Source organism: Massilia varians (genome assembly GCF_027923905.1).
Lineage (GTDB): Bacteria > Pseudomonadota > Gammaproteobacteria > Burkholderiales > Burkholderiaceae_D > Telluria > Telluria varians_B.
The window spans coordinates 4,925,395-4,948,232 of sequence record NZ_AP026966.1; the positions used below are offsets into that span (position 1 = coordinate 4,925,395).

The 22,838-nt window shown below is 67.4% G+C and carries 17 protein-coding genes and 1 pseudogene; 12 read left to right on the forward strand and 6 right to left on the reverse strand.

Features of this window, described 5'->3' with window-relative positions:
• The first annotated feature begins 11 nt into the window (after positions 1-11).
• The 5 genes from MasN3_RS22180 to MasN3_RS22200 all read left to right on the forward strand — a co-directional run bounded on the left by MasN3_RS22180 (position 12) and on the right by MasN3_RS22200 (position 7,423).
• Entirely contained in the window at positions 12-1,028 is a 1,017-nt protein-coding gene (locus MasN3_RS22180; RefSeq protein ID WP_281914567.1) for a glycosyltransferase family 2 protein, read from the forward strand.
• Entirely contained in the window at positions 1,025-1,417 is a 393-nt protein-coding gene (locus MasN3_RS22185) for a GtrA family protein (protein WP_281910291.1), read from the forward strand. Before MasN3_RS22180 ends, MasN3_RS22185 begins: the two co-directional genes overlap by 4 nt.
• Positions 1,414-3,477 (forward strand): DUF7024 domain-containing protein, encoded by a 2,064-nt coding sequence (locus MasN3_RS22190; RefSeq protein WP_281910293.1) that lies wholly within the window; start codon positions 1,414-1,416, stop codon positions 3,475-3,477. The genes MasN3_RS22185 and MasN3_RS22190 overlap by 4 nt, the downstream gene beginning before the upstream one ends.
• Positions 3,474-5,585 carry an ArnT family glycosyltransferase gene (locus MasN3_RS22195; protein ID WP_281910295.1) on the forward strand — a complete coding sequence of 704 codons (2,112 nt, stop codon included), beginning with the start codon at positions 3,474-3,476 and terminating at the stop codon, positions 5,583-5,585. Before MasN3_RS22190 ends, MasN3_RS22195 begins: the two co-directional genes overlap by 4 nt.
• Positions 5,586-5,728: 143 nt before the next feature.
• A complete protein-coding gene (locus MasN3_RS22200) occupies positions 5,729-7,423 on the forward strand; it encodes a histidine kinase famiy protein (protein WP_281910297.1) in 1,695 nt (564 codons plus the stop codon).
• Positions 7,424-7,501: 78 nt separating this feature from the next.
• Here the strand turns inward: MasN3_RS22200 and MasN3_RS22205 are convergent, their stop codons facing one another.
• The 4 genes from MasN3_RS22205 to MasN3_RS22220 form a co-directional block, all read right to left on the reverse strand.
• The gene (locus MasN3_RS22205; RefSeq protein WP_281910298.1) at positions 7,502-9,022 is read right to left on the reverse strand and encodes a DEAD/DEAH box helicase; all 1,521 of its coding nucleotides are present in this window, start codon (positions 9,020-9,022) and stop codon (positions 7,502-7,504) included.
• A gap of 380 nt (positions 9,023-9,402) precedes the next feature.
• Positions 9,403-10,167: a hypothetical protein gene (locus tag MasN3_RS22210; protein ID WP_281910299.1), complete on the reverse strand. Its 765-nt coding sequence runs from the start codon at positions 10,165-10,167 to the stop codon at positions 9,403-9,405.
• 4 nt (positions 10,168-10,171) lie between these two features.
• A complete protein-coding gene (locus MasN3_RS22215) occupies positions 10,172-10,792 on the reverse strand; it encodes an LON peptidase substrate-binding domain-containing protein (RefSeq protein ID WP_281910301.1) in 621 nt (206 codons plus the stop codon).
• Positions 10,793-10,843: 51 nt separating this feature from the next.
• Entirely contained in the window at positions 10,844-11,284 is a 441-nt protein-coding gene (locus tag MasN3_RS22220; protein WP_281910302.1) for a hypothetical protein, read from the reverse strand.
• 185 nt (positions 11,285-11,469) lie between these two features.
• Between MasN3_RS22220 and MasN3_RS22225 the strand changes: the two genes are divergently transcribed.
• Together MasN3_RS22225 and MasN3_RS22230 are read left to right on the forward strand one after the other, a co-directional pair.
• Positions 11,470-13,728 (forward strand): CHASE domain-containing protein, encoded by a 2,259-nt coding sequence (locus tag MasN3_RS22225; protein ID WP_281910304.1) that lies wholly within the window; start codon positions 11,470-11,472, stop codon positions 13,726-13,728.
• Positions 13,729-13,799: 71 nt separating this feature from the next.
• On the forward strand, positions 13,800-15,089 hold the full coding sequence (locus MasN3_RS22230; protein ID WP_281910306.1) for a cytochrome P450: 1,290 nt from the start codon (positions 13,800-13,802) through the stop codon (positions 15,087-15,089).
• A 7-nt stretch (positions 15,090-15,096) separates the two neighbouring features.
• On the opposite strand, the pseudogene MasN3_RS25360 reads toward MasN3_RS22230, so the two are convergent.
• Positions 15,097-17,090: pseudogene (locus MasN3_RS25360) on the reverse strand (diguanylate cyclase domain-containing protein).
• Between the two features lie 193 nt (positions 17,091-17,283).
• Between MasN3_RS25360 and MasN3_RS22245 the strand changes: the two are divergent.
• Positions 17,284-17,664 carry a YbaN family protein gene (locus MasN3_RS22245; protein ID WP_281910307.1) on the forward strand — a complete coding sequence of 127 codons (381 nt, stop codon included), beginning with the start codon at positions 17,284-17,286 and terminating at the stop codon, positions 17,662-17,664.
• Positions 17,665-17,713: 49 nt separating this feature from the next.
• Here MasN3_RS22245 and MasN3_RS22250 read toward each other — a convergent pair whose 3' ends face one another.
• Positions 17,714-18,118, reverse strand: coding sequence for a hypothetical protein (locus tag MasN3_RS22250; RefSeq protein WP_281910308.1), 405 nt, complete (start codon positions 18,116-18,118; stop codon positions 17,714-17,716).
• 217 nt (positions 18,119-18,335) lie between these two features.
• Here MasN3_RS22250 and MasN3_RS22255 point away from each other — a divergent pair, with 217 nt between their 5' ends.
• The 4 genes from MasN3_RS22255 to MasN3_RS22270 all read left to right on the forward strand — a co-directional run bounded on the left by MasN3_RS22255 (position 18,336) and on the right by MasN3_RS22270 (position 22,836).
• Positions 18,336-19,310, forward strand: coding sequence for an MBL fold metallo-hydrolase (locus tag MasN3_RS22255; RefSeq protein WP_281910309.1), 975 nt, complete (start codon positions 18,336-18,338; stop codon positions 19,308-19,310).
• 20 nt (positions 19,311-19,330) lie between these two features.
• A complete protein-coding gene (locus tag MasN3_RS22260; protein WP_281910311.1) occupies positions 19,331-19,654 on the forward strand; it encodes a hypothetical protein in 324 nt (107 codons plus the stop codon).
• A 137-nt stretch (positions 19,655-19,791) separates the two neighbouring features.
• Positions 19,792-21,099, forward strand: a complete 1,308-nt coding sequence (locus MasN3_RS22265) for a dicarboxylate/amino acid:cation symporter (RefSeq protein WP_281914569.1) — start codon at positions 19,792-19,794, stop codon at positions 21,097-21,099.
• Between the two features lie 315 nt (positions 21,100-21,414).
• Positions 21,415-22,836 carry a type VI secretion system Vgr family protein gene (locus MasN3_RS22270; RefSeq protein WP_281910312.1) on the forward strand — a complete coding sequence of 474 codons (1,422 nt, stop codon included), beginning with the start codon at positions 21,415-21,417 and terminating at the stop codon, positions 22,834-22,836.
• Positions 22,837-22,838 lie beyond the last annotated feature (2 nt).

Sequence of the window (22,838 nt, forward strand, 5' to 3'; positions counted from 1 at the left end):
ATGCCAGCACCATGAATCCTCCCCTTGCCAGCGCGCTGCCGGTCACGCCGATCGGCGTGCCCGACGCGGTCGCGGTCGTGATCCCCAGCTACAAGGTCACCCGCCACATCCCGGGCGTGATCGCGGGCATCGGCCCCGAAGTCAGCCGCATCTATGTGGTGGACGACAAGTGCCCGGACGGCAGCGGCGCCTTTGTCCGCGAACACTGCCGCGACCCGCGCGTGGTTGTGCTGGAGCACGCCGAGAACCAGGGCGTGGGCGGCGCCGTCATGACCGGCTACCGCGCCGCCATCGCGGACGGCGCCAGGGTGATGGTCAAGATCGACGGCGACGGCCAGATGGATGGCGCCCTGATCCCCAGCTTCGTCGCGCCGATCCTGGCGGGCGAGGCCGACTACACCAAGGGCAACCGCTTCTTCAACCTGGAACGCCTGGGCGCGATGCCGCCGATGCGCCTGTTCGGCAATGCGATGCTGTCCCTGATCACCAAGCTGTCCTCGGGCTACTGGGACCTGTTCGACCCGACCAACGGCTACACCGCGATCCACGCCGACTGCGCGCGCTACCTGCCCTTCGACAAGATCAGCAAGCGCTATTTCTTCGAATCGGACATGCTGTTCCGCCTGAACATCCTGGGCGCGGTGGTGGCCGACGTGCCGATGGACGCGGTCTATGGCGACGAGGTCAGCAACCTCAAGATCTCGCGGGTCGTGACCGAATTCTTCACCAAGCACGTGCGCAACTTCGGCAAGCGCATCTTCTACAACTACTACCTGCGCAACATGTCGGTGGCCTCGATCGAGCTGCCGCTCGGGATCCTGCTCACGCTGTTCGGCGCCATCTACGGCATCACGCACTGGATCGCCTCGGCCCAGGATGGCGTCGCCACCCCGGCGGGCACCGTGATGCTGGCCGCGCTGCCGGTGATCATGGGCGTGCAGCTGATCCTCGCCTTCATCGCGCACGACGTCGCCTCGGTGCCGCGCCGTCCGCTGCACAAGAAGACCCTGTACCGCAGCAAGCCATGAGCCCGGCCAAGATCGCTTCAAAACTGGCGTCGCGCCAGTTCGCCGTCTACGTCACCGGCGGCGTGCTGTGCGCGCTGGTCGACATCGGCCTGATGCAGCTGCTGCTGGGGACGGGCTTTCACCATAGCGCGGCCGCCAGCGCCGGCTTCGCGGCCGGGCTGCTGGTCAACTTCGCCTTCCACTCGGGCGTCACCTTCAACGCCTCGGCCAATCCCGCGAGCTTCGCGCGCTACCTGTGCCTGGTCGTCCTCAACTACGTGCTGACCCTGGGGTGCGTGGCCCTGGCGCAGGCGCTGGCGGGCAATCCCCTGCTCGGCAAGATCCTGTCGCTGCCGCTGGTGGCGGTGAACGGCTTCCTGCTCGGTAAATACTGGATCTTCAAGCCATGAGGCGGCTCCCCGCCCTGCTCCTCGGCGCCGGCATGGCGCTGGTGGCGTGGTACCTGCTGCAGCGTACCCTCGGCCTGTCGCCCGGCGTGTTCGCCGACGAGTGGTACTACAGCAAGATGGCGCGCCTGATGCCGCTGTCCGAAGCCACGCTGCCGTCCTGGCTCTACCTGCTGGTGTTCGGCGCCAGCAGCAGCTGCGGTCCCGGCTTCCTCGATTGCGCCCGCGTCGGCAACGCTTTGTTCCACGTCGGCGCCGCGCCCTTCCTCTACCTGGTCGCGCGGCGCGTGGTGCCGCCCATGCTGGCCTGCGCCGTGGCCCTGCTGGCCCTGCTGCTGCCGCTGAACCTGTACGCCAGCTTCTTCATGCCGGAATCGATGTACTTCTTCGGCTTCGCGGTGCTGGCCTGGGTGGCCCTCGGCGGGCTGGCATGGCGCGCCCCGCTGCACGCGCTGGCGGCCGGCACCGTGCTGGGGCTGATGAGCCTGGTGAAGGTGCACGCCGTCTTCCTGCTGCCGGCGCTGTGCCTCTACCTCGTGTACGCCAGCCGCGTACGCGCGGCGGGCGGCCCCTGGATCGCGCGCGGGCTGGGCTGCGCCGCACTGGCGCTGGCGACCGCCGCGCTGGTGAAGCTGCTGCTCGGCTGGCTGCTGGCGGGCGAGGCCGGCCTGACCCTGTTCGGCGCCTTCTACGGCGCCGGCGCCGACTCGGCGTCGCAGCGCAGCCTGCTCTCGCGCCTCTACCCGATCTCGGTCAGCGCGCGCGGCCATGCGATGGCGCTGACGGCGCTGCTGGCCATTCCCGTGGCGGCGCTGCTGCATGCGCTGTTCCAGCGCGACACCTGGCGCGCCGACAACCCGCGCGGCCCGCTGCTCGTGTTCACCGTGCTCGCCCTCGGCTCGGCGCTCGGCCTGGCGGTGCTGTACACGGCCTCGATCGCCCACGAAGGCCCGATGGAGGGCCTGCGCCTGCATTCGCGCTACTACAGCTTCGCGCTGCCCCTGCTGCTGATCGCGGGCGCCGCGGCCACCCGCGCAGCGGAAGACCGGGCTGGGGGCCGCGCCATGCTGGTGCCGGCCCTGACCGTCATGGTGCTGGCCGTCCTGCTGGCGGCGGCGTGGATCCGGCTATCCGGTTTCGACCCGCGCATCACCGACAGCCCGGAATACACGGCGCTGCTGAAGCACGAAGGCCCGGTCTTCTGGCTGTTCATCGTCCAGGCCCTGCTGCTGGCGCTGTGGCTGCGCTACCGCCGTGTGGCAGCCTGGGGCGCGCTGCTCGTCGCCCTGCCGCTGGCGCTGTTCGCCACCGACCGCGAGGTCGACACCTACCTGGGCCACCTGCAAGCAGCGTCGCCGGCGGACCGCGCCGGCCTGGCCGCCCGCGACCTGATTCCGCCCGCCGAGCGCAGCGCCGCCATGATCGTCGCCAACGGCGCCGACCTGTTCCGCACCCAGTTCCACATCGACCATCCGGACATGATCCTGCTCGACATGCCCGACGGTGCCCCGATCGAGGCCTACCGCCTGCCCTCGACGGCGCGCTGGCTGGTCGCGGTGGGCCGCCATCCGCTGCCGCAAGGGATGGTCCCGGCCATCGCCGCTGCGGATTTCACGATCGTCAAGCTGCCCCGTTCTGAACGCAGCCTGGTGGGCGAGTACGCTTTCAACGTCGCACCCGGCCCCGGCCAGCTGGTGCTGGGCGCGGACGGCCTGTCGAACGTGGAAGGCTGGGGACGCTGGTCGGAAGGCAAGCGCGTCGAGCTGCGTTTCGCCAGGGCCCTGCCGGCACGCCTGACGGTGGTCCTCACCGCGGGCGCCTTCGGCGCCAACATCGGCGCGCCCTTCGTGCTGCGCGCAGGGGACGCCGCCGTTGAATTCCGCCTGCCCTGGGAAGCGCGCGAAGTCGTGCTCGACCTGGATACCGACGGGCGCCAGCACAGCCTGGTGATCGAGGTGCCGCAGCCGCAGCGGCCGAGCGAGCTGGGAAATTCGACCGATACGCGGCTGCTGGGGATTTCGCTGACGCGCTTGCGGATTGAAGAGAACAAGAACGAGACATGACGCCAAACCAACCCCGAAGCAAACACCTCGCCTGGCCCCTGGCCCTGGCTGTCGCCCTCGCCGGCGTCGCCTGGCTCCTCTACCAGCGCAATGCCGGCCTGCAGCCGAGCGTCTTCGCTGACGAATGGTATTACAGCAAGTTCGCGCGCCTGATGCCGCTGGCCGATTCGCTGCTGCCCTCGTATCTGTACTTGTGGCTGTTCGGCGCCAGTAGCGCCTGCGGCGACGGCTTCCTCGACTGCGCCAGGCTCGGCAACCTGGCCTTCTTCATGGGCGGCGCGCCTTTCATCTACCTGGTCGCGCGCCGCTATACGAGCGCCCCGGCGGCGGCCGGCGTCGCGCTGCTGAGCGTGCTCGCGCCGCTGAACTCCTTCACCGTCTACTTCATGCCGGAATCGATGTACTACTTCGGTTTTTGCGTGCTGAGCTGGGTGGCGCTGACAGGCAGCGACTGGCGCCCAAGCGTGCACGCGCTGGCAAGCGGCGCCGTGCTGGGCCTGATGAGCCAGGTGAAAGTGCATGCGATCTTCCTGCTGCCGGCCCTGGTCCCCTTCCTGCTGGCGGCCAGCTGGCTGCGCGGCGGGCCCTGGTTCTTGCGCGGCATCGCCATGGCGGCGGCCGCGACCCTGTGCACCTTCGCCGTCAAGTTCGGCCTCGGCTGGCTGTTGGCCGGCGATGCCGGCCTCAGTATATTCGGGGCTTTCTACGAGTCGACCAGGCTGGGTACCGACAGATTGACCTTGCTGGGAGCGGCCCTGGTCAGCGCGCGCGGCCACCTGATGACGCTGGCCCTGATCTACGGCCTGCCGCTGGCCATGCTGGCCTACGCCGTGCTCACGCAGGTCGTGCGCCCGCGCGCCGCGGCTGCCGTCCCCGACCGGGCCGACGCCGAGCGGCGCCTGCTGCACCTGTACACCCTGCTCATGCTCGGCGCCGCCGCCGGCCTGACGGTCATGTACACCGCCGGCCTGCACGTCGAGGGCAGCCGCGAAGGCCTGCGCCTGCACTTGCGCTATTACAGCTTCGTGTTTCCGCTGCTGGTCGTCGTGGTCGCGGCGGCGCTGCCCCGCGAAGCACGACTGCCGGAACAGCGCGAGCGTCCCTGGCTGCGCTGGGCACTGGTCGTGGCGCTGGGCTCGACCCTGGTCGCGGCGCTGTTCGTGCTGCAGGGCTACGCGACGAACGTGGTGGACGGACCCGACATCCACCGCATCAACGTGACGCTCACGGTCCTGCGCGTCCTCGTCGGACTGCAGTTGCTGGTGCTGCTCGCATGGGCGATGCGCCTGCGCGCGGCGCCGCTCCTGTTCCTGTGCCTGGTCCTGCCGGCAGCCTACGCGGCCAGCAACCGCGCCATCCACAATCACTTCAAGAACCTGCGCACGCCGAGCCAGACCGATCTGGCGGCCAAGTGGGTGCACGGCAACGTGCCGCCGGCCGAACGCAGCCAGGTGGTGGTCGCGGGCGTCGACCTGAGCATGATGCTGCGCGCGCAATTCCATATCGACCACCCGGACACCACGAGCATGGTGATCGATTTCGGTCCGGTCGCCGAATACCAGCTGCCGCTGGATAAGAAGTGGATGCTGCTGCTGGGCGAATACCAGGTGCCGGAAAACATCGCCACCACCGTCCTGCGCACGCCCTGGTATTCGGTGCTGCGCCTGCCCGAGCCGGAACCGGCGGTCAGCCGCGTGAATCTCGCCAACCCGCCGGATCCGGCTGTCGTCACGCGCATCGAGGGCCTGTCGCACCTCGAACCCTGGGGCCGCTGGTCGGATGCGAAGCGGGTCGTCATCCACTTCGCGCAGCCGCTGCCGCGCCGCGCCGGCGTGGTGCTGGCGGCGCGCGCCTACGACGTGAATGCCAACCTGCCCTTCAAGGTCCACCTGGGCGGCCAGACCAGGGAACTCAAGGTCGGCTGGCACCTGCAGCAAGTCGGCCTGCATTTCGACACCGACGGCACTGCGCGCACCCTGGTCATCGAGGTGCCGCAGCCGGTGTCGCCGGAGGAGCGCGGCCATCCGGGCGATTCGCGCAAGCTCGGGATCGGCATCGGCGAGATCGTCATCACCGACGGCACCAGGCAGGCCCAGGCCTCGCGTTGATCTGGCGCAAACAGGCACGCCCTTGCCGGTGCTGTGTGCGGTCACGTACGGAATCGCGCCCGCCGCCCCGCTAAAGTGAACGCGAGCCAGCCGCCCTCGTGCGGCTGGCTGCGCCGCGGCATGTCGCCGCACACGGGACTCACATGGCAACTGGATCGGACGAGGAAGATCACCTCGCGAAACCCCTGGACATGCAGGGAGATGGGCAGAGCGTGGGCGTGCAGGCCATTGGCGAAGTCGAAGGCAATGCCGTCACGCCGACCGGCGGGCCCGGCGTCAAGCACTGGCAGGCCAGCTACATCGGCCGCGAAGGCCTCGACGAGCGCGGCAACATCTTCTTTGCCGCCGTCGAGATGACGCGCATGCCCATGATCGTCACCGATCCCAACCAGGAAGACAATCCCATCGTGTTCGCCAACGGCGCCTTCTTCGACCTCACCGGCTACGAAGAAAAGGACGTGGTGGGTCGCAACTGCCGCTTCCTGCAGGGGCCCGACACCGACCGCGGCACCGTCGCCGAAGTGCGCCAGGCCTTGTGCGAGCAGCGCGCGGTGGCGGTCGACCTCCTCAACTACAAGGCCGACGGCGAGCCTTTCTGGAACGCCCTGTTCATCGGCCCGATCTTCGACCAGGACGGCAAGCTGCTGTACTTCTTCGCCTCGCAGATGGACATCACCGAGCGCCGCAGCATGCTCGAGTCGAACCTGCAGGCGCAGAAGATGGAAGCCATCGGACAGCTGTCGGCCGGGATGGCGCACGACTTCAACAACCTGCTGCAGGTCATCAACGGCAACCTCGAATTGTCCCTCCTGAGTGCCGGAAAGAACCCTGCGGCGGCCGAACCGATCCGGCGGGCCCAGCGCGCCACCATGCAAGCCGGCAAGCTCACCCAGCAACTGCTGAGCTTTGCGCGCAAGCAGCGCCTCGAGCACAGGCGCGTCAGCCTGAATTCGCTGGTGGTCGATTTTTCCGACATGCTGGTGCGCACGCTCGGCGACAAGGTCGAGCTGCGCCTCGAGCTGCGCCCCGGCCTGCCGTCCTGTTCGATCGACCCGACCTATCTGGAAATGGCGCTGCTCAATGTCGTCATCAATGCGCGCGACGCCATGCCGCAAGGCGGCGTGGTCACGGTGGGCACGGCGGTCGTCGCCGAACAGCGGCGCATCGCCAATCGCCTGCCGCCGGGCGAGTACGTGGCCATCTGCGTCCAGGACCAGGGCGAAGGCATGCCGCCGGACGTGCTCAAACGCGCCACCGAACCCTTCTTCACCACCAAGGGCCTGGGCACCGGCCTGGGCCTGGCGATGGTGCACGGCTTCGTGCAGCAGTCGCATGGCCGGCTCGACATCGACAGCGAACCGGGGCGCGGCACCCAGGTGCGCATGCTCTTCCCGGTGGCGCAGCAGTCGCGCCATGACGAGGGCGACGGCGGCGCGGCGCAGGCGCAGGCGCAGGCAAGCGGCCGCAAATGCCGCATCCTGGTGGTGGAAGACAACCAGGACGTGCGCGAGCTGGCCGAAGCCATGCTGGCGGCGGCCGACTACGAGGTGCTGTCGGCGCCGAGCGGCGAGCGCGCGCTCGAGCTCCTGGCAACGGAAAAGGTGGACCTGCTGTTCACCGACGTGATCATGCCGGGCGGAATGAACGGCTTGCAGCTGATCGAGCAGGTGCAAGCCAGCAAGCCGGGGATGCCGGTGCTGGTGACCACCGGCTACATGGACGAACTGCCGGCGCGCGGGATGCGCGAAAAGTCGCTGGAGGTGCTGGCCAAGCCCTACCAGCACCAGGATCTGCTGGACCGGGTGAACGCGGCGCTGGGTGCGCGCCGCGCGGCCTGAAAGTGGCCGCTGTAGGGCGTACCGGGAACCCGACGTTTATTTGAACGCGCGGACGGCGAAGCCGTCCACCCAACCAAATCAATTAGTGCGCGGTCCGCCGCCCAGCAGGAAGGCCAGCTTCTGCTTGCCTGGCTTGGCTTGCGGCGTCGGCGTCACGACTTCCTTGCGCGCCGCGCTCGACGGCTCGTAGGGTTTGAGGAACCACGGATCGACCTTCTCGCGGCGCGGCGTCGGGCTGTAGCCGCTGCTGCGCGCCGGACGCTCGCCACGCTCGCCGCCGCGCGGAGCCTCGTCGCGGCGTCCGCGGCGTTCGCCGTCGCGGGCGAACTCGCCGCGCCCGCCTTCGCGCGCGCGGCTCGAGGGAGCCACGAAGCCCGGCAGTTCGCCGCGCGGGACGGTCTGCTTGATCAGCTTCTCGATGTCGGCCAGCAGGCGCTCGTCCTTGTCCGAGTACACCGACAGCGCGTCGCCCGAGGCGCCGGCGCGGCCGGTGCGGCCGATGCGGTGCACGTAGTCCTCGGCGTTGTACGGCAGGTCATAGTTGATCACGCAAGGCAGGTCCGAGATGTCGAGGCCGCGCGCGGCCACGTCGGTCGCCACCAGCACTTCGACCGAGCCGGCCTTGAAGGCGTCGAGGGCGGCCATGCGCTCCTGCTGGGTCTTGTCGCCGTGGATCGCCGAGGCCTTGATGCCCTTCTGCTCGAGGTGGCGCGACAGGCGCGACGCGCCGATCTTGGTGTTCGAGAACACGATCACCTGCTTCAGGTTGCGCTCGCGGATGATGTGCTCGACCACGTCGCGCTTGAGCTCCTCGTCGACCTTGTAGACGATCTGCGTGACCCGGTCGGCGGTGGCGTTGCTGCGCGCCACTTCGATCAGCACCGGGCTGTTCAGGAAGCTGTTGGCCAGCTTCTTGATCTCGGGCGAGAAGGTGGCCGAGAACATCAGGTTCTGGCGCTGCTTCGGCAGCAGGTTGATGATGCGCTGCAGGTCGGGCAGGAAGCCCATGTCGAGCATGCGGTCGGCTTCGTCCATGACCAGCATCTGCACCTGGCCCAAGCTGATGTTCTTCTGCTCGATGTGGTCGAGCAGGCGGCCCGGGGTGGCGATGACGATCTCGACGCCGCCTTTCAGGATGGTGGTCTGGCCCTTCATGTCCATGCCGCCGAACACGACGGTGGAACGCAGCGGCGTGTGCTTGGCGTAGGCCTTGACGTTGTCGGCCACCTGCACCGCCAGTTCGCGGGTCGGGGTCAGCACCAGGGCGCGCACCGGGTGGCGCGCCGGCGACATGCTGCTGTTGGCATGCGCCATCAGGAGCTGGATGATGGGCAGCGAGAAGCCGGCGGTCTTGCCGGTGCCGGTCTGGGCGGCGCCCATGACGTCGCGGCCCTGCAGCACCAGCGGGATCGCCTTGGCCTGGATCGGGGTCGGGTACTCGTAGCCCTGGTCGGTCAGCGCGCGCAGGATTTCCGGCGCCAGGCCAAGGTCGGTGAAGCGCACGGTCGGCGCTTCGTCCGCCTTGACCTGCTCGACCGGAGCGGCCAGGGTGATGTCGTCGGAATCGGCGCTCACGGGAGTATTCTGGATATCAGACATATTCTTGTTGGACAGTATTTCGTTAGCTCTACGGCTGCGCCTGCGGGCAAGAATCGGCCCGCGCGGGTAGCTTCCAGAGGGACGGCGGGCCGGCAAACCGGTCCGCATGGGCCGCGAAGCGCCCAGGCAACAAGCCTGGACAGGGCGGACGTAGAGGCACTTTAGCGGGCTACACGATACCTCAAATCCACTCCACTGTATATAAGAGCCTGATTTGTAGGGTGGGCGGGGCAATTTCGGGCAATGCCCGGAATTGCAAAGCCCACGCGGCGATAGCGATCGGTTGATATATCGCGGCGGCTCCGGCGATGGTTGAACGCGTGGGGTACACCGGACCAGTGGCCCGGTGTACGAGCCGCCCCCCTACGAACTCCGTCCACTCAGGGCGTCCAGCCGCGCTGCTGGGCCGCGCGTTCCGCCGCCGGATCGAGGGTGGCGCCGACGATGCGGGCGTCGATGGCGGCCTGTACCGACGGCGGTAGGGTGCTACCGTCGAGCCAGGCGGTGCCCGGCTGCGGCTGGGCCAGCACGGGGATGGTCCAGCGGCCGTTGCCGCGGCAGGCCAGGCCGGCCGTGGTGTCGAGCACGAAGCTGCGGCAATAGCTGCCATCCTTCGACACGAAGGTGACGCCGATGCGCACCCCGGTTTCCGTGGGGCCGGGGCTGGCCAGCTGGCCGCCGAGGGCCTCGACCAGGCGGCCGCGCGCCACCAGGGCGCCATCGCTGGCTTCGAGCATCACCAGCCCGGGATCGGGCCGCAGCTCCTGCCAGCCGAGGGCGCCGCCGACGGCGCCCGCCAGCAGCGCGGCGCCGAGCGCCAGCCAGTGGCGCGGCGTCCATTCGGCGCGGGCCGGCTGGAACGGCGGCGCCAGAGGTGCGCCGCGTCCCGGACGGACGGCGTCGAGGTGGACCACCTTGGCCCCGCCCGGCGCCCGGGCGCGCGACTGGCCGCCGCCGCCGTGGCCGTTCGAGACGCTGAAGATGTGGGAGCGGCCGGCGGAGCGCTCGCCGCTCTCGCGGCGATGCTGGGCGATGCGGGCGGCCAGCACGGGATCGACGTGCATGGCCCGCTCGACCGCCGCGCGCGCCGGCTCGGCGAGCTCACCGTTGATGTACGCGATCAGGAGGTCATCGGAGAATTTCATGCCGCTACGAGGTAATGAGGCCGTGTTCGTCCAGGACGTCGTGCAGCAGCTCCAGGCGGATCACAGGGTTGTCGAGCATGAGCATGTGGTGCTTCTGCTGGTTGGGCAGCGGCAGCAGTTCGCACCACCGGTTCGCCACCCAGCCGCAGTCGTCGAGGCGGAACGGCGGCTGCACCGGCCAGCGGTGGCGTGGAACGTCGTGCAGCGAGGACAGCACGCGGTCGAGCGCATCGGAGGCGCCCTGCAGTTCGGACGGCACCTTGACGTCGTGGTCGTCCTCGACCAGCTCGGCCTCGGCCATCCACAGCCCGTTCAGGCGCTGTTCGGCGGTCACCACCGTGAAACGCGAACCGCCGCGGCAGAGAACCTGCAGCAGCCCGGGCGACGTGCTGGTGGTTTCGGTGACGGAAGCGATGGTGCCGGCGGCGGCGAAACGCTCCGGCTCGCCATCGGGCTGGCGCACCTCATGCCCATGCGTGAGCAAGACCACGCCGAAGGGTGCGTCTTCGGTGAGGCAGCGGCTGATCATGTCGAGGTAGCGGACCTCGAACACTTGCAGCGGCAGCACCCCGTCCGGAAACAGCACCGTACTGAGCGGGAACAAGGGCATGGAAATCGTGGACATGATGTCCATCATGACAGAATCGCAGGCAAAACGGGAGCACGATTGAGGGTGCTAGTCGGGCCCCTGGAGCGGCATGGTGCGGACCGCGTGCCCGAAGTTGGCCAGCCGCCAGCGCAGGCGCTCCAGTCCCGGATCCGGCATCGGCACCACCCGCAGCCGCAGCACCCCGTCCGGCAGCGCCGGACAGGGAATCTCCTGCTCGCCCGCCTCTTCCACCGGCAGCCTGAACTCGCCCCCCGGCGCCAGCTGCACCGGCCCGAACACCAGCGGCGCCCCAGTGCTATTTTTCAGCAGCAACACGTCCTGCACGCCCAGGGTCAGGCGCACCGCCGCGGGCGCCTGCTGGCCGCGCCGCACTTCCAGTGGCAGCTCGTGGCTGTCGCCGCGCAGCGGCCACAGCATGCCCCACAACAGCAGCAGCAGCGCGCCGCCCGCCAGCGCCGCGAGCGGCCAGTGCCGGCGCAGCAGTCCGGCCAGCTCAGGCCATCTCATGAAGGAAGGGTAAAACGAGGATGGTTACACGCCCAGAATGTTGCATAAAGTCAATTTAGGAGATAATACATATTGCTGCACGCGTACAGTGGCGTGCGCCCCAACACAGCAAGGATGCGTATCCTACCTGCTTCCGCGCGTTTCCGATCAACCTGCCCCACGGCGCCCTTCGCGCGTACGACCACATGCCGCAGTCCCAGCCACCCGCCCAGCCCAGCCGCATCCCCCTGCCCGGTTCCGGACAGATGCCGCTGCTGCTGGCCCTGCTGGTGTTGCTGATCACCCTGCTCGTCACCTTCAGCGCCTGGAGCAGCGCCAAGCGCAGCGCCGAGGCGCAGCTGCTCGAGACCTTCGACTACCGCACCCGCGACATGGCCTACAGCATCAGCCGCCGCATGGCGGTGTACGAACAGGTGCTGCGCGGCGCGCGCGGCTACCTGCGCGGCTCGGTCGAGCTCGACCGGCACGACTGGGCCGAGTACTACGCGCTGCTGCGTCTCGACCAGTCCTTCCCCGGCATGGAAGCGCTCGGGATCGCCACCATCATCCCACGCCGGCAGCTGGCGGCGCACGAGGCGGCCATGCGGCGCCAGGGCCATCCCGGCTACGTGGTGCGCCCGGAGGAGCCGCGCGAGAACTATACCGCGATCACCCACATCGAGCCCTTCGGCGGACGCAACCTGCGCGCCTTCGGCTTCGACATGTTCAGCGAGCCGGTGCGCCGCGCCGCCATGGAACGCGCGCGCGACACCGGCCAGGCGGCCCTGAGCGGCAAGGTGGTGCTGGTCCAGGAAGAGGTCGGGCACGAGGGACCGGGCCGCCAGCAGGCCGGCACCCTGATGTACCTGCCGGTGTACCGCGACGGCGAACTGGCCGGCACCGTTGACCAGCGCCGCCACGCCATCGTCGGCTGGGTCTATGCCCCGTTCCGCATGGACGACCTGATGAAGGGGCTGGGCGGCGCCCATTCGACCGACCTCGAAGTCGAGATCCACGACGGCGACCCGGCCGGCGCCGCCAGCCTGCTGTACCGCTCGCCGAATGCGTCCGACCATCCGGCGCGCCTGCGCGCCAGCGCCCAGATCATCCCGGGCGGGCGCACCTGGACCATCACCATGCGCTCCAGCGCCGCCCTCGAAAAGAGCCTCGACAGCACGCGCCCGCGCCTGGTGGCGGTCACCGGGATCGGCCTGAGCGTCCTGATCAGCCTGGTGGTCTGGCTGCTGGCCAGCGAACGGCGCCGCGCGCTGCAGCTGGCGCACGGCATGACGCTGGAGCTGCGCCAGTCGCACGACCGCATCGCCAGCGAACAGAAACGCATCCAGGTCATCCTCGAGAACGCGCCCGACGCCTTCGTCGCCGTCGACGCCGGCGGCCGCATCACCGACTGGAACGTCCAGGCCAGCCGCCTGTTCGGGCGCAGCGCGGCCCAGGCCATCGCCCGTCCGGCGGACGAACTGCTGCCGGACGAACACCGTGCATCCTTCCGGGCCGGCTTCGCGGCCTTCGCGCGCAGCGGGCAGTGCGCGATGCAGGGCGCGCCGACCGAACTGCAGGTGGCCGGGCGCGACGGGCGCCGCATCCCGACCGAAGTGACGGTGGCCTTGATGCCGACCGAGGAAGGCTTCGGCGCCACCGCGTTCGTACGCGACATCACGCAGCGCAAGGAAACCGAGGCGCGCGAGCAGCAGCGCCAGCAGGGCCTGGTCGAAGCGCGCCAGGCCCTGGCCCGGGCCCAGAAAATGGAAGCGGTGGGCAAGCTCACCGGCGGCGTGGCGCACGACTTCAACAACATCCTGCACATCATCAGCGCCAACGTGCAGCTGATCCTGCGCGCCGACGCCAGCCAGCGCAAGCGCCTGCTCAGCATCCTCGACGCGGTCGAGCGCGGCGCCAAGCTGGCCGGCCAGCTGCTCGCCTTCGCGCGGCGCCAGCCGCTGCACCCGCTCGAAGTCCACGTGGGCGGACTGCTGGAGCGCATGGACAGCCTGGTGCTGCGTGCCGCGGGCGACCAGATCACGCTGGAAAAGCGCATCCCGCCCGATCTCTGGCCGGTGCTGGTGGACCCCAACCAGCTCGAGAACGTGCTGCTCAACCTGGTGATCAATGCGCGCGACGCGATGGAGGGCCAGGGCCGCATCGTGCTGGAACTGAGCAACGTGCACGTCGAGAACAATCCGGACCTGGCGCCGGGCGACTACGTGACGGTGGCGGTCGCCGACAGCGGGCACGGCATGCCGCGCGACGTGATGGAACACGCCTTCGAACCCTTCTTCACCACCAAGCCAGAGGGCAAGGGCACCGGCCTGGGCCTGTCGATGGCGCACGGCTTCGCACGCCAGAGCGGCGGCGACATCCGCCTGGCGAGCGAACTGGGCAAGGGCACGACGGTGACGATCTATTTGCCGCGGCATATGGCCACCGCACCAGTCGCCGTGGCCTGAACGCTACGCGAATCGTGCGCGCTTTCAGCGCGTGCTACATTGGGCTGCCTGAACCTGTCCAGGAGGCCCGAGTGTCTTTTTCCGACAATCAGTCCCTTCGACTTCCCGTCGCGCAGGGCGTGCCGCGTACCACCGCCGCCGACAGCAGCCTCGCCTTCCTGCGCGAAGGCTACCCCTTCTTCCAGCGCCGCTGCGCCGAACTCGACACCGACGTCTTCGGCACCCGCCTGATGGGCCGGCGCGTCATCTGCGTGAGCGGCCACGAGGCCGCGCGCATGTTCTGGCAGCCGGGCCGCTTCACGCGGCGCGGCGCGATCCCGCCGGGCCCCCTGATGCTGCTGCAGGGCTTCGGCAGCGCCGAGACGCTCGACGGCGAAGACCACCGCCACCGCAAGGCAATGATGATGTCGCTGCAAACCACGGCCGACCGCGCGCGCATGGTGACGATCGCGCAGGCAGAATGGCGCGCCCGGGTCGCCGGCTGGCCCGCCCGGCGCCGCGTGCGCCTGTTCGACGACGCCGAAAGCGTGCTGTGCGCCGCGGCCTGCCGCTGGGCCGGCATCCCTGCCGCGCAGGTCGACCATGCGCGCCTGACCCGGGAATTCTCCGCCATGATCGACGGCGCCGGCAGCGTGTTCCGGCGCACCCTCCAGGGCCTGCTGCTGCGCAGCCGCACCGGGCAGTGGGCCAGGGGCCTGGTCGAGGCGGTGCGCACCGGCCAGCTGGCACCGGAACCGGGCAGTCCGCTGGCCGTGATCGCCCGCCACCGCGACCGCGACGAACGGCCGCTGGGGGCCGACATCGCCGCCAACGAGCTGATCAACGTGCTGCGTCCGATCGTGGCAGTGGCGCGCTACATCGTGTTCGGCGCCCTGGCGCTGCACGAGTACCCCGAATGGCGCGCGCGCATCGCCACCGGCGACGAGGCCACGCTCACCGCCTTCGCCCAGGAGGTGCGGCGCTTCTCTCCCTTTTTTCCGGCGATCGGCGGGCGGGTGCTGGATGCGTTCGACTGGCGCGGCCGGCACTTCGCCGAAGGCACCTGGGTGCTGTTCGACATGCACGGCACCAACCACGACCCGCGGCTGTGGCCGGAACCGGAGCGCTTCAGGCCGGAGCGTTTCATGGGCTGGCAGGGCGACGGCTTCGACCTGGTCGCGCAAGGCGCGGGCGACTACCTGACCGGGCACCGCTGTCCCGGCGAAGCGATGACGATCGACCTGGTGAAGGCGGCGCTGCACCTGCTCGCCTCGGAAGTGGTGTACACGGTGCCGCGCCAGGACTTGCGCGTCAATCTGGCGCGCATGCCGGCCATGCCGGCCAGCGGATTCGAGATTCTGGTGGCGGCGCCGGTGCGCTGAACCCGCCTCAGTCCTGGCTGCGCAGTGCCGGCTGGCCCCGTGCCGGCGCCTGCCTGTGCGCGCTCGCCACGCGGTTGCGCCCATGCGACTTGGCATCGTACATGGCCAGGTCGGCGGCCCGCAGCAGCTCCTCGGCATCCATGCCGTCGTCCGGGAACAGCGCGATGCCCAGGCTGCCCGAGATGCGGTGCACCAGTTCGCCGTCCTCGAAGGGCTGGTTCAGCTGGACCAGGATGTTCTCTGCCACCTTGCTCGCGTCAGGCAGCTGGTCGCAGCGCGGCAGCAGCACCACGAACTCGTCGCCGCCGACGCGCGCCAGGGTATCGGCATCGCGCAGGCCCGCGCGCAGGCGGCGCGCCACCAGTTGCAGCAGGCGGTCGCCGGCCGCGTGGCCGGCTTGAACTTGTCGAGGTCGAAGTAGATCAGCGCCACCTTGTGCCCGTCGCGGCTGCCCGCGCGGATCGCCTGGCGCAGGCGGTCGCCCAGCAGCACGCGGTTCGGCAGGCCTGTCAGCGCATCCTCGTGCGCCATGCGGCGCATGCGCGCTTCTTCGAGCTTGCGCGCGTCGATGTTGGAGAAGGTGCCGACCATGCGCATCGGCTGGCCCAGCTCGTCGCGTTCGCTGACGGTGCCGCGCGCATCGATCCAGCTCCACTCGCCGCTGCGCTTGCGCACCCGGAACTCGGCCGCGAAGTCCGGGCTGCGCCCGGCCAGGTGGCTGCGCAGCTGGGTGCGCAGCTGCGGCAGGTCTTCGTGGTGGACGATGGCGTCGAGCGCGCTGCCGTACCAGGAGATCACCGCGCGCTCGGTATCGAGGATCATCCGGGCGCGCGCCGACAGCGTGGCCAGGCCGGTGACCACGTCGCAGTCCCACACGCCGTCGCCGGTGGCGGTGAGCGCCAGCTTCCAGCGCGCCTCGGCGGCGGCCAAGGCCTTGAGGGCGCGGCGGCGCCGTTCGGTGGCGCCGAGCGCGGCCCAGCCCAGCAGGGTGAGCACGAAGGACACGGCGGCGCCGGCCCAGCTCAGGGCATTGCGCTGCCGGGCGAAGCGCGCCTCGGCATCCTGCACGGCTTCGCCGACCGTCACCACCATGCCGTAGTCGGGCAGCTTGTGCCAGGCGTAGAAGCGTTCGACCCCGTCGAATTCGCCGACGCGGCGGTAGCTGCCCGTCACCGGGCTATGCGGGGAATGCGGATTGTCCTTCAGGACCAGGCCCATGCCATGGCTGGGACTGCCGCGGGTGCTGCGGGCGATCATGGCCCCGTCGGTGCGGAGCAGCGACACCGACGCATGGGGACCGAGGTCGATGTCCTCGTAGAAGCGCACGAAGTAGTCGGGCGCGACGGCGGCCACGATCACACCCTGCAGGCCGCCGCCGGCGTCGCGGATCGCGCGGCTGAACTGGACCGTCCAGGCATTGGTGAGCGGCGAGACCACCGATGAACTCACATAGATGCGATCGTCGCGCGCACCGACATGGGCCAGGTAAGCGGGGTGGGCGCTCAGGTCTCGACCGGTGAACGAAGGCCCGGCATTGGTATGGACAATCTTCCCTTTCGCGTCGACCACGCTGACCATGATCGGCACCCGGTAGCGCAGGTGACGCACGGTCTCTCCGGCCGCCCGCGCAAATCCGCCGCGGTCGCGTTGCCAGGTGAGGCGCAACTGGACCAGGGACAGGTCGATGATGCCCACGGTGGCGCGCACTTCCTCGGCGAAGACGTGCGCATAGTTGCGCAGGTCGCGCATGCTGCCGGCCTTGGCGATCGCGGCGAAGCGCGCCTGCTCCACCGCCACCAGGCCCCAGACGATGGGCAGCATGACGGCCAGATAAATGGCGAGGTCGCGCAATACCCGCGCTCGGAACAGCGTCGCCAGGCGTGCCCGCAAAGGAGGCTTGGTGGTGGGGGAAGACGTAGGCATGGACGACGAGCTTGCGGCAACCGTTAGATGGCAATGAGAGGCGAAGCCGGGCGTCTTGCTCGCGCCCGCAAAACTCATGGATCGCGCCCGTCGTGGTCACACCCATTATACATACAGTTTCCTACTGGAACTTAATGTTGAAGTAAAATTTGACGATTTCAAGGATTCCTTTTCGTCGTGAAAGGATATTTCACAACAAACATCTTGATGAAATATTATTTCATCAATAGATGGCAGCACGGCCTGTCATGACGCATGCTAGAGTGAGATCATGAAACCGATCTACAACGCGGCGGGAGTGCTGGCGCTACTGCTGGGGATCCTCGGACTGTTCCTGCCCCTGCTGCCGACCACGCCCTTCCTGCTGCTGGCCTCCTGGTGCTTCGCACGGGGCTCCGAGCGCCTGCACCGCTGGCTGCTGTCGCACCGCGTGTTCGGCGAATACCTGCGCAATTTCGAGGCCGGCCGCGGCATCCCCTTGAAGGCCAAGATCCTGGCCACAGCCATGCTGTGGGCGTCCCTGCTGATGGCGATGCGCCGCTTCGACAGCCCGGCCATTCCCACCGTGCTGGCCGTGACCGGCGCCTGCGTCAGCATCTACCTGTGGCGCTTCCTCCCTACCCTGCGCCTGGACCGCTCCGCAAAAACCTGAGCCCGTCCGACAGCACGTTGATGACCATGCCCGAGAGCGCCAGGGCCGTTCAGGAACAGCCGCGCTTGAAGCGTCCCTTGCCATCGGCCGGATAGCTCAGCAGGATCGTATCGGCGCGTCCCTCGGGCATCCAGATGAGTTGCACATCGCCGCGGTAGGAAGCGTAGTGGTGCGGGCCGACCTCTTGCAGGTAGACCTGGCGACGGTTGTCGAACGTGGCCAGCACATCGTGCTGGAGGTCGCTCAGTTCCAGGCGACGGCCGTTCGACAAGGCGTAGTGGCCCGCCACTTCGGCGGACAGCTGGGCGCCCGTGGAAACGAAGCCGCCAGAGCCGCCCGCGCCTTCGCGCTGGGCGACCAGCATGACCATGCCTCCCGCGCCGCACTGGGCGGCGGACGCAAGCGGCGCCGCCAGCAGGCAGGCGGCCGCGATGAGCGGATGTAAGCTGCGCATGACACCTCCTCGTGATGAATGAGCTGGCAGCCGCACCATGGCGGCCGTCCTGTCACTCAGACAGCGGAATGGACGGGGAGTGCAAGCTAGGTCACGTCACTGATTGAATGCATTGAGCGCGATCAAACACACGGCAGATTTGAAGAGGTCACGCAAGCTGACGCCGCATTGCCGGCAATTGCGGATAATGGAGGCCTCATCAGCCACGGCGCAATGTATGGAAATCCAGTTCCTCGGCACCTCCTCCGGCGTACCGACCCGGTCGCGCAACATGACGGCGATCGCAATCCGCACGCGCGGCGCCCGGCACTGGTCGCTGGTCGACTGCGCGGAAGGCACGCAGCACCGGCTGCTGCGCTCGAATTTGTCGCCGATGAGCCTGCGCGCGATCTTCATCACCCACCTGCACGGCGACCACTGCTACGGCCTGCCCGGCCTGCTGGCCAGCGCCGGCATGCTGGGCCGCACGGAAGCACTGAGCATCGTCGGCCCGCCGGCCCTGCGCGGGATGATCGAATGCGTCATGGAAGCGACGCAGCTGACCCTGCCCTACCCCATCGACTGGGTGGCGGTCGACGCGCTGGCGCACAGCGACATCCTGCCCGACCTGCGGGCGCACGCCACCAAACTGTCGCACCGGATCGATTCCTGGGCCTACAGCTTCACCGAGGCGGCGGTGGAACGCAAACTCGACATCGGCAAGCTGAAAGCGGGCGGCGTCCCCGCCGGGCCGGCCTGGGGCGAGATCCAGCAGGGGCGCAACCTGGTCCTGCCGGATGGCCGCACCGTGGTGGCCGAGCAATTTTTGCTGCCGCCGCGCAGGTCGCGCAAGGCGATCATTGCGGGCGACAACGATACACCGGAGCTGCTGGCGCTCGAAGCGGCCGGCGCGGACGTGCTGGTGCACGAGGCGACCTATACGGAAGCGATCCTGCACAAGGTGGGGCCGGAGCCGCAGCACAGCTCGGCCGCGATGGTGGCCCGGGTGGCCGAGCAGGCCGGGGTGCCGAACCTGATCCTGACCCACTTCAGCCCGCGCTACCTGGACCCCAAGCAGGGCAAGGCGAATGTCCTGACGCTGGACGACATCGAACGCGAGGCGCGCGAGCATTACACGGGCACGCTGGCGCTGGCGCGCGACTTCGCGCGTTACGAGCTCGGGAAGGATGGCAGCCTGCATCCGCTGCCCTGAGCTCGGGCTACAATCCTTGCATGCCTAAAAAAACGCCCATCTTCCCCGGACCGAATACCGCACGCGGCGCCGTGCTCGCCGTGCTGCTGTCGAACGAAGACCAGTTGGGTAGCGAACCGCTGCGCGGCCGCATCACCCTTGCCGCCATCGTGCGCGCGCTCAAGCGCAAGTACCACTGGCCGATCGAGACCGAAAGCTTTCCTTCCAACAGCGCGGACGGGCGCGCGACCTGGGCGACGGTGTACAGCCTGCCGGCCGAGGTGATCGCGAAAGCCCTCAATGCCGGCGGGCGCGACTGGCTGAAGAGCCGGAAGGCTGGCTCGGCTGGTGATCAAGGAATGTAGCCGGTGGCCCGCGGCGACCTGTGCCGCGACATTCACCAGGCTCAAGCGCCAAAATCACACAAATCTTCAAGGGCCACAATTGATCTTGTAGATATTCTGCGTGATGATGAGACGATCATCCATTGCGAGCGGGGTCCATCATGAAAAGGCCCATCTATAAAGTCTTGTATGTGCAGGTATTGTTCGCGATCATTGTCGGTGTCTTGCTGGGCATCTATGATCCGGGCCTCGCCACCGCGATGAAGCCGCTGGGAGACGGCTTCGTCAAACTGATCAAGATGATCATCGCTCCGGTGATTTTCTGTACCGTCGTCGCGGGCATCGCCGGCATGCAGGACATGAAAAAGGTCGGCCGCGTCGGCGGCAAGGCCCTGATCTACTTCGAGATCGTGTCGACCTTCGCGCTGGCGATCGGCCTGGTCGTCGCCAAGCTGATCCAGCCGGGCGCCGGTTTCAACGTCGACCCGGCCCACCTCGACAGCAGCGCGATCGCGCAGTACACGGACAAGACCAAGTCGCTGTCGACCGTGGACTTCCTGATGAACGTCATCCCGAACACCTTCGTGGACGCGTTCGCCAAGGGCGAGATTCTGCAAGTCCTGCTCATCGCCATCCTGTTCGGCTTTGCGCTGTCGTTCCTGGGTGAGCGCGGCCGTCCGCTGACGCGCTTCATCGAGGACGTCTCGCACGTCATCTTCGGCATCGTGAACATCATCATGAAGGCCGCCCCGATCGGTGCGTTCGGCGCCATGGCCTTCACCATCGGCAAATACGGCGTCAAGTCGCTGATCCCGCTGGCCTCGCTCATCGGCTCGTTCTACCTGACCTGCGCGCTGTTCATCGTGCTGGTGCTGGGCGCCATCGCCCGCGTGATCGGCTTCTCGATCTTCCGCTACCTCGCCTACATCAAGGAAGAACTGCTCATCGTACTGGGCACGAGCTCGTCGGAAAGCGCCCTGCCCGCCCTGATGCGCAAGATGGAAAAGCTGGGCTGCCCGAAATCGGTCGTGGGCCTGGTCGTGCCGACCGGCTACTCGTTCAACCTGGACGGCACCAACATCTACATGACGATGGCCGCCCTGTTCGTTGCGCAAGCCACCAACACCCACCTGACCCTGATGCAGGAACTCACGATCCTGTTCGTCGCGATGCTGACCTCGAAAGGCGCATCGGGCATCACCGGCGCCGGCTTCATCACGCTGGCCGCGACCCTGGCCGTGGTGCCGACGATCCCGGTGGCGGGCATGACCCTGATCCTCGGCATCGACAAGTTCATGAGCGAAGTCCGCGCGCTGACCAACATCATCGGCAACGGTGTCGCCACGATCGTCGTGTCGAAGTGGGAAGGTGAGCTCGACAAGGAGCGCTTGAGCGCCGAGCTGCGCAACCCGAGCCCGGAACTGGAGGACTCGCTGCGCGTTGTCGCGGCGCATGAGACTGCCTGATTTACGAGTGAATTGCCACGCGTTCAGTAGACACGCCTGAGCCTGCCATTGTAGGTTCAAGGAGAAAGTTTGAGCGGCAAGCGGCGTCCCGAAGAGTTCAGGATTGAAGCGCTCAAGCATACAACGCTTACTGCCGTGTGGCCTACCCACGCTACGCGGAATTACAAGCGCAGCACATGCCAAAAAACTAGAGACTTGAAGCGTGTCAATGTCACGCTGTCTCCGAGTTTTACCATCGTTCATTGTCCACACCACACTGCCGCTCGCTTCCCAGCCAACTGGGATAGCGCCAACACCCCAATCAGGAAGCTCCTAATGGACCTGAAGGATATATCACAGGTATTTGACGGCTTGTCTGAAGCAAAACGCCCCATCCGTTTGCGGCTATCGCAAGAGCAGCAGGTACTAGACGATGTCTTGCTGGTCAAACGCATTACGGGAAATGAAACCTTATGCGGCGGACTGGAATACCGGCTTCTATGCGTATCGACACGTTCTGATTTGCCTTTGAAAGAATTCATCGCAGTGCCGGTTGAGCTCCAGTTCGTGACAGACCGCGGGGACGTACGCGCCGTGTGCGGAATAGTCGCGCAAGTGGCTGCCGGCCAGAGTGATGGAGGTCTGGCGACCTATGAGTTGCTGGTGCGCGATGCGTTAGCTCTGATGGAGTATCGCACCAACACCCGCGTCTTCCGCAATCAGAATGAACTGGATATCACCGAAGTCATTCTGCGTGAGTGGCGCCAGAACAATTCAGTGCTGGCCAAAGCGTTTGACGTGGACTGGTCGCATGTAAAGGGCACCTATGCCGCTCGAGAATTCACGATGCAGCACAACGAGTCTGACGCCGCCTTTCTGCGACGGTTATGGAAACGGCGTGGCATCGCGTGGTTCATGCGGCCGGGTCAAGCTAGCCGGATGCGAAGTCAGAACATCCCCGCTCATGCCTTGGTGCTATTCGACGATGTATATGCTCTACCGCAAAATGCCGCTGGCGCCGTGCGCTATCACCGTGATGGGAGCACGGAGGATGCGGACACCGTTACCGCATGGAGTCCGGTGCGCACACTCAAACCGGGCAATGTCGCCCGCCAAAGCTGGGATTACAAGCAAACCCGTCCCATGACCAGTAACGCTCCCTCCCGCGTAAATCAAGGGGTGATGGGCAGCCAGTTCGCGGTCAGCCTCGAGGATTACTTGGTCGACGTGCCGCATGCTGGAAAGGATTACGACGACTACCGGCAACTCGGCGACATACGCATGAAGCGCCATGAGTACGAATCCAAGTGCTTCTATGGCGAAAGCAGTGTGCGCGCCTTATGTATCGGGGAATGGATTGCCCTGACCGGCCATCACGAAATCGACACGCATCCGCCGAAAGAGCGAGAATTCATCGTTACGCGCCTGGAGGTTGATGCAGAAAACAATCTGCCCAAGACCATCGACGAGCAGGTGCAGCGCCTGTTTGCTCTCAACCGCTGGGACGAAAGACCGTCCAGCAGCGCTCTACAGCAAGCCAGCGAGGAACGCGGCATGCGGTACACCAATCGCTTTTCTTGTGTGCGTCGTGGCATTCCGATTGTTCCCGCATTTGACTCCCGTGCCGATTTGCCGCGTCCACAGCTGCAAAGCGCAATTGTGGTCGGGCCGGCCAGCGAAGAAGTGCATTGCGACGAATATGGACGCGTCAAGGTGCGTTTTCCCTGTACCAAGCCAGAAGACCACAAGCATGCGTGAAT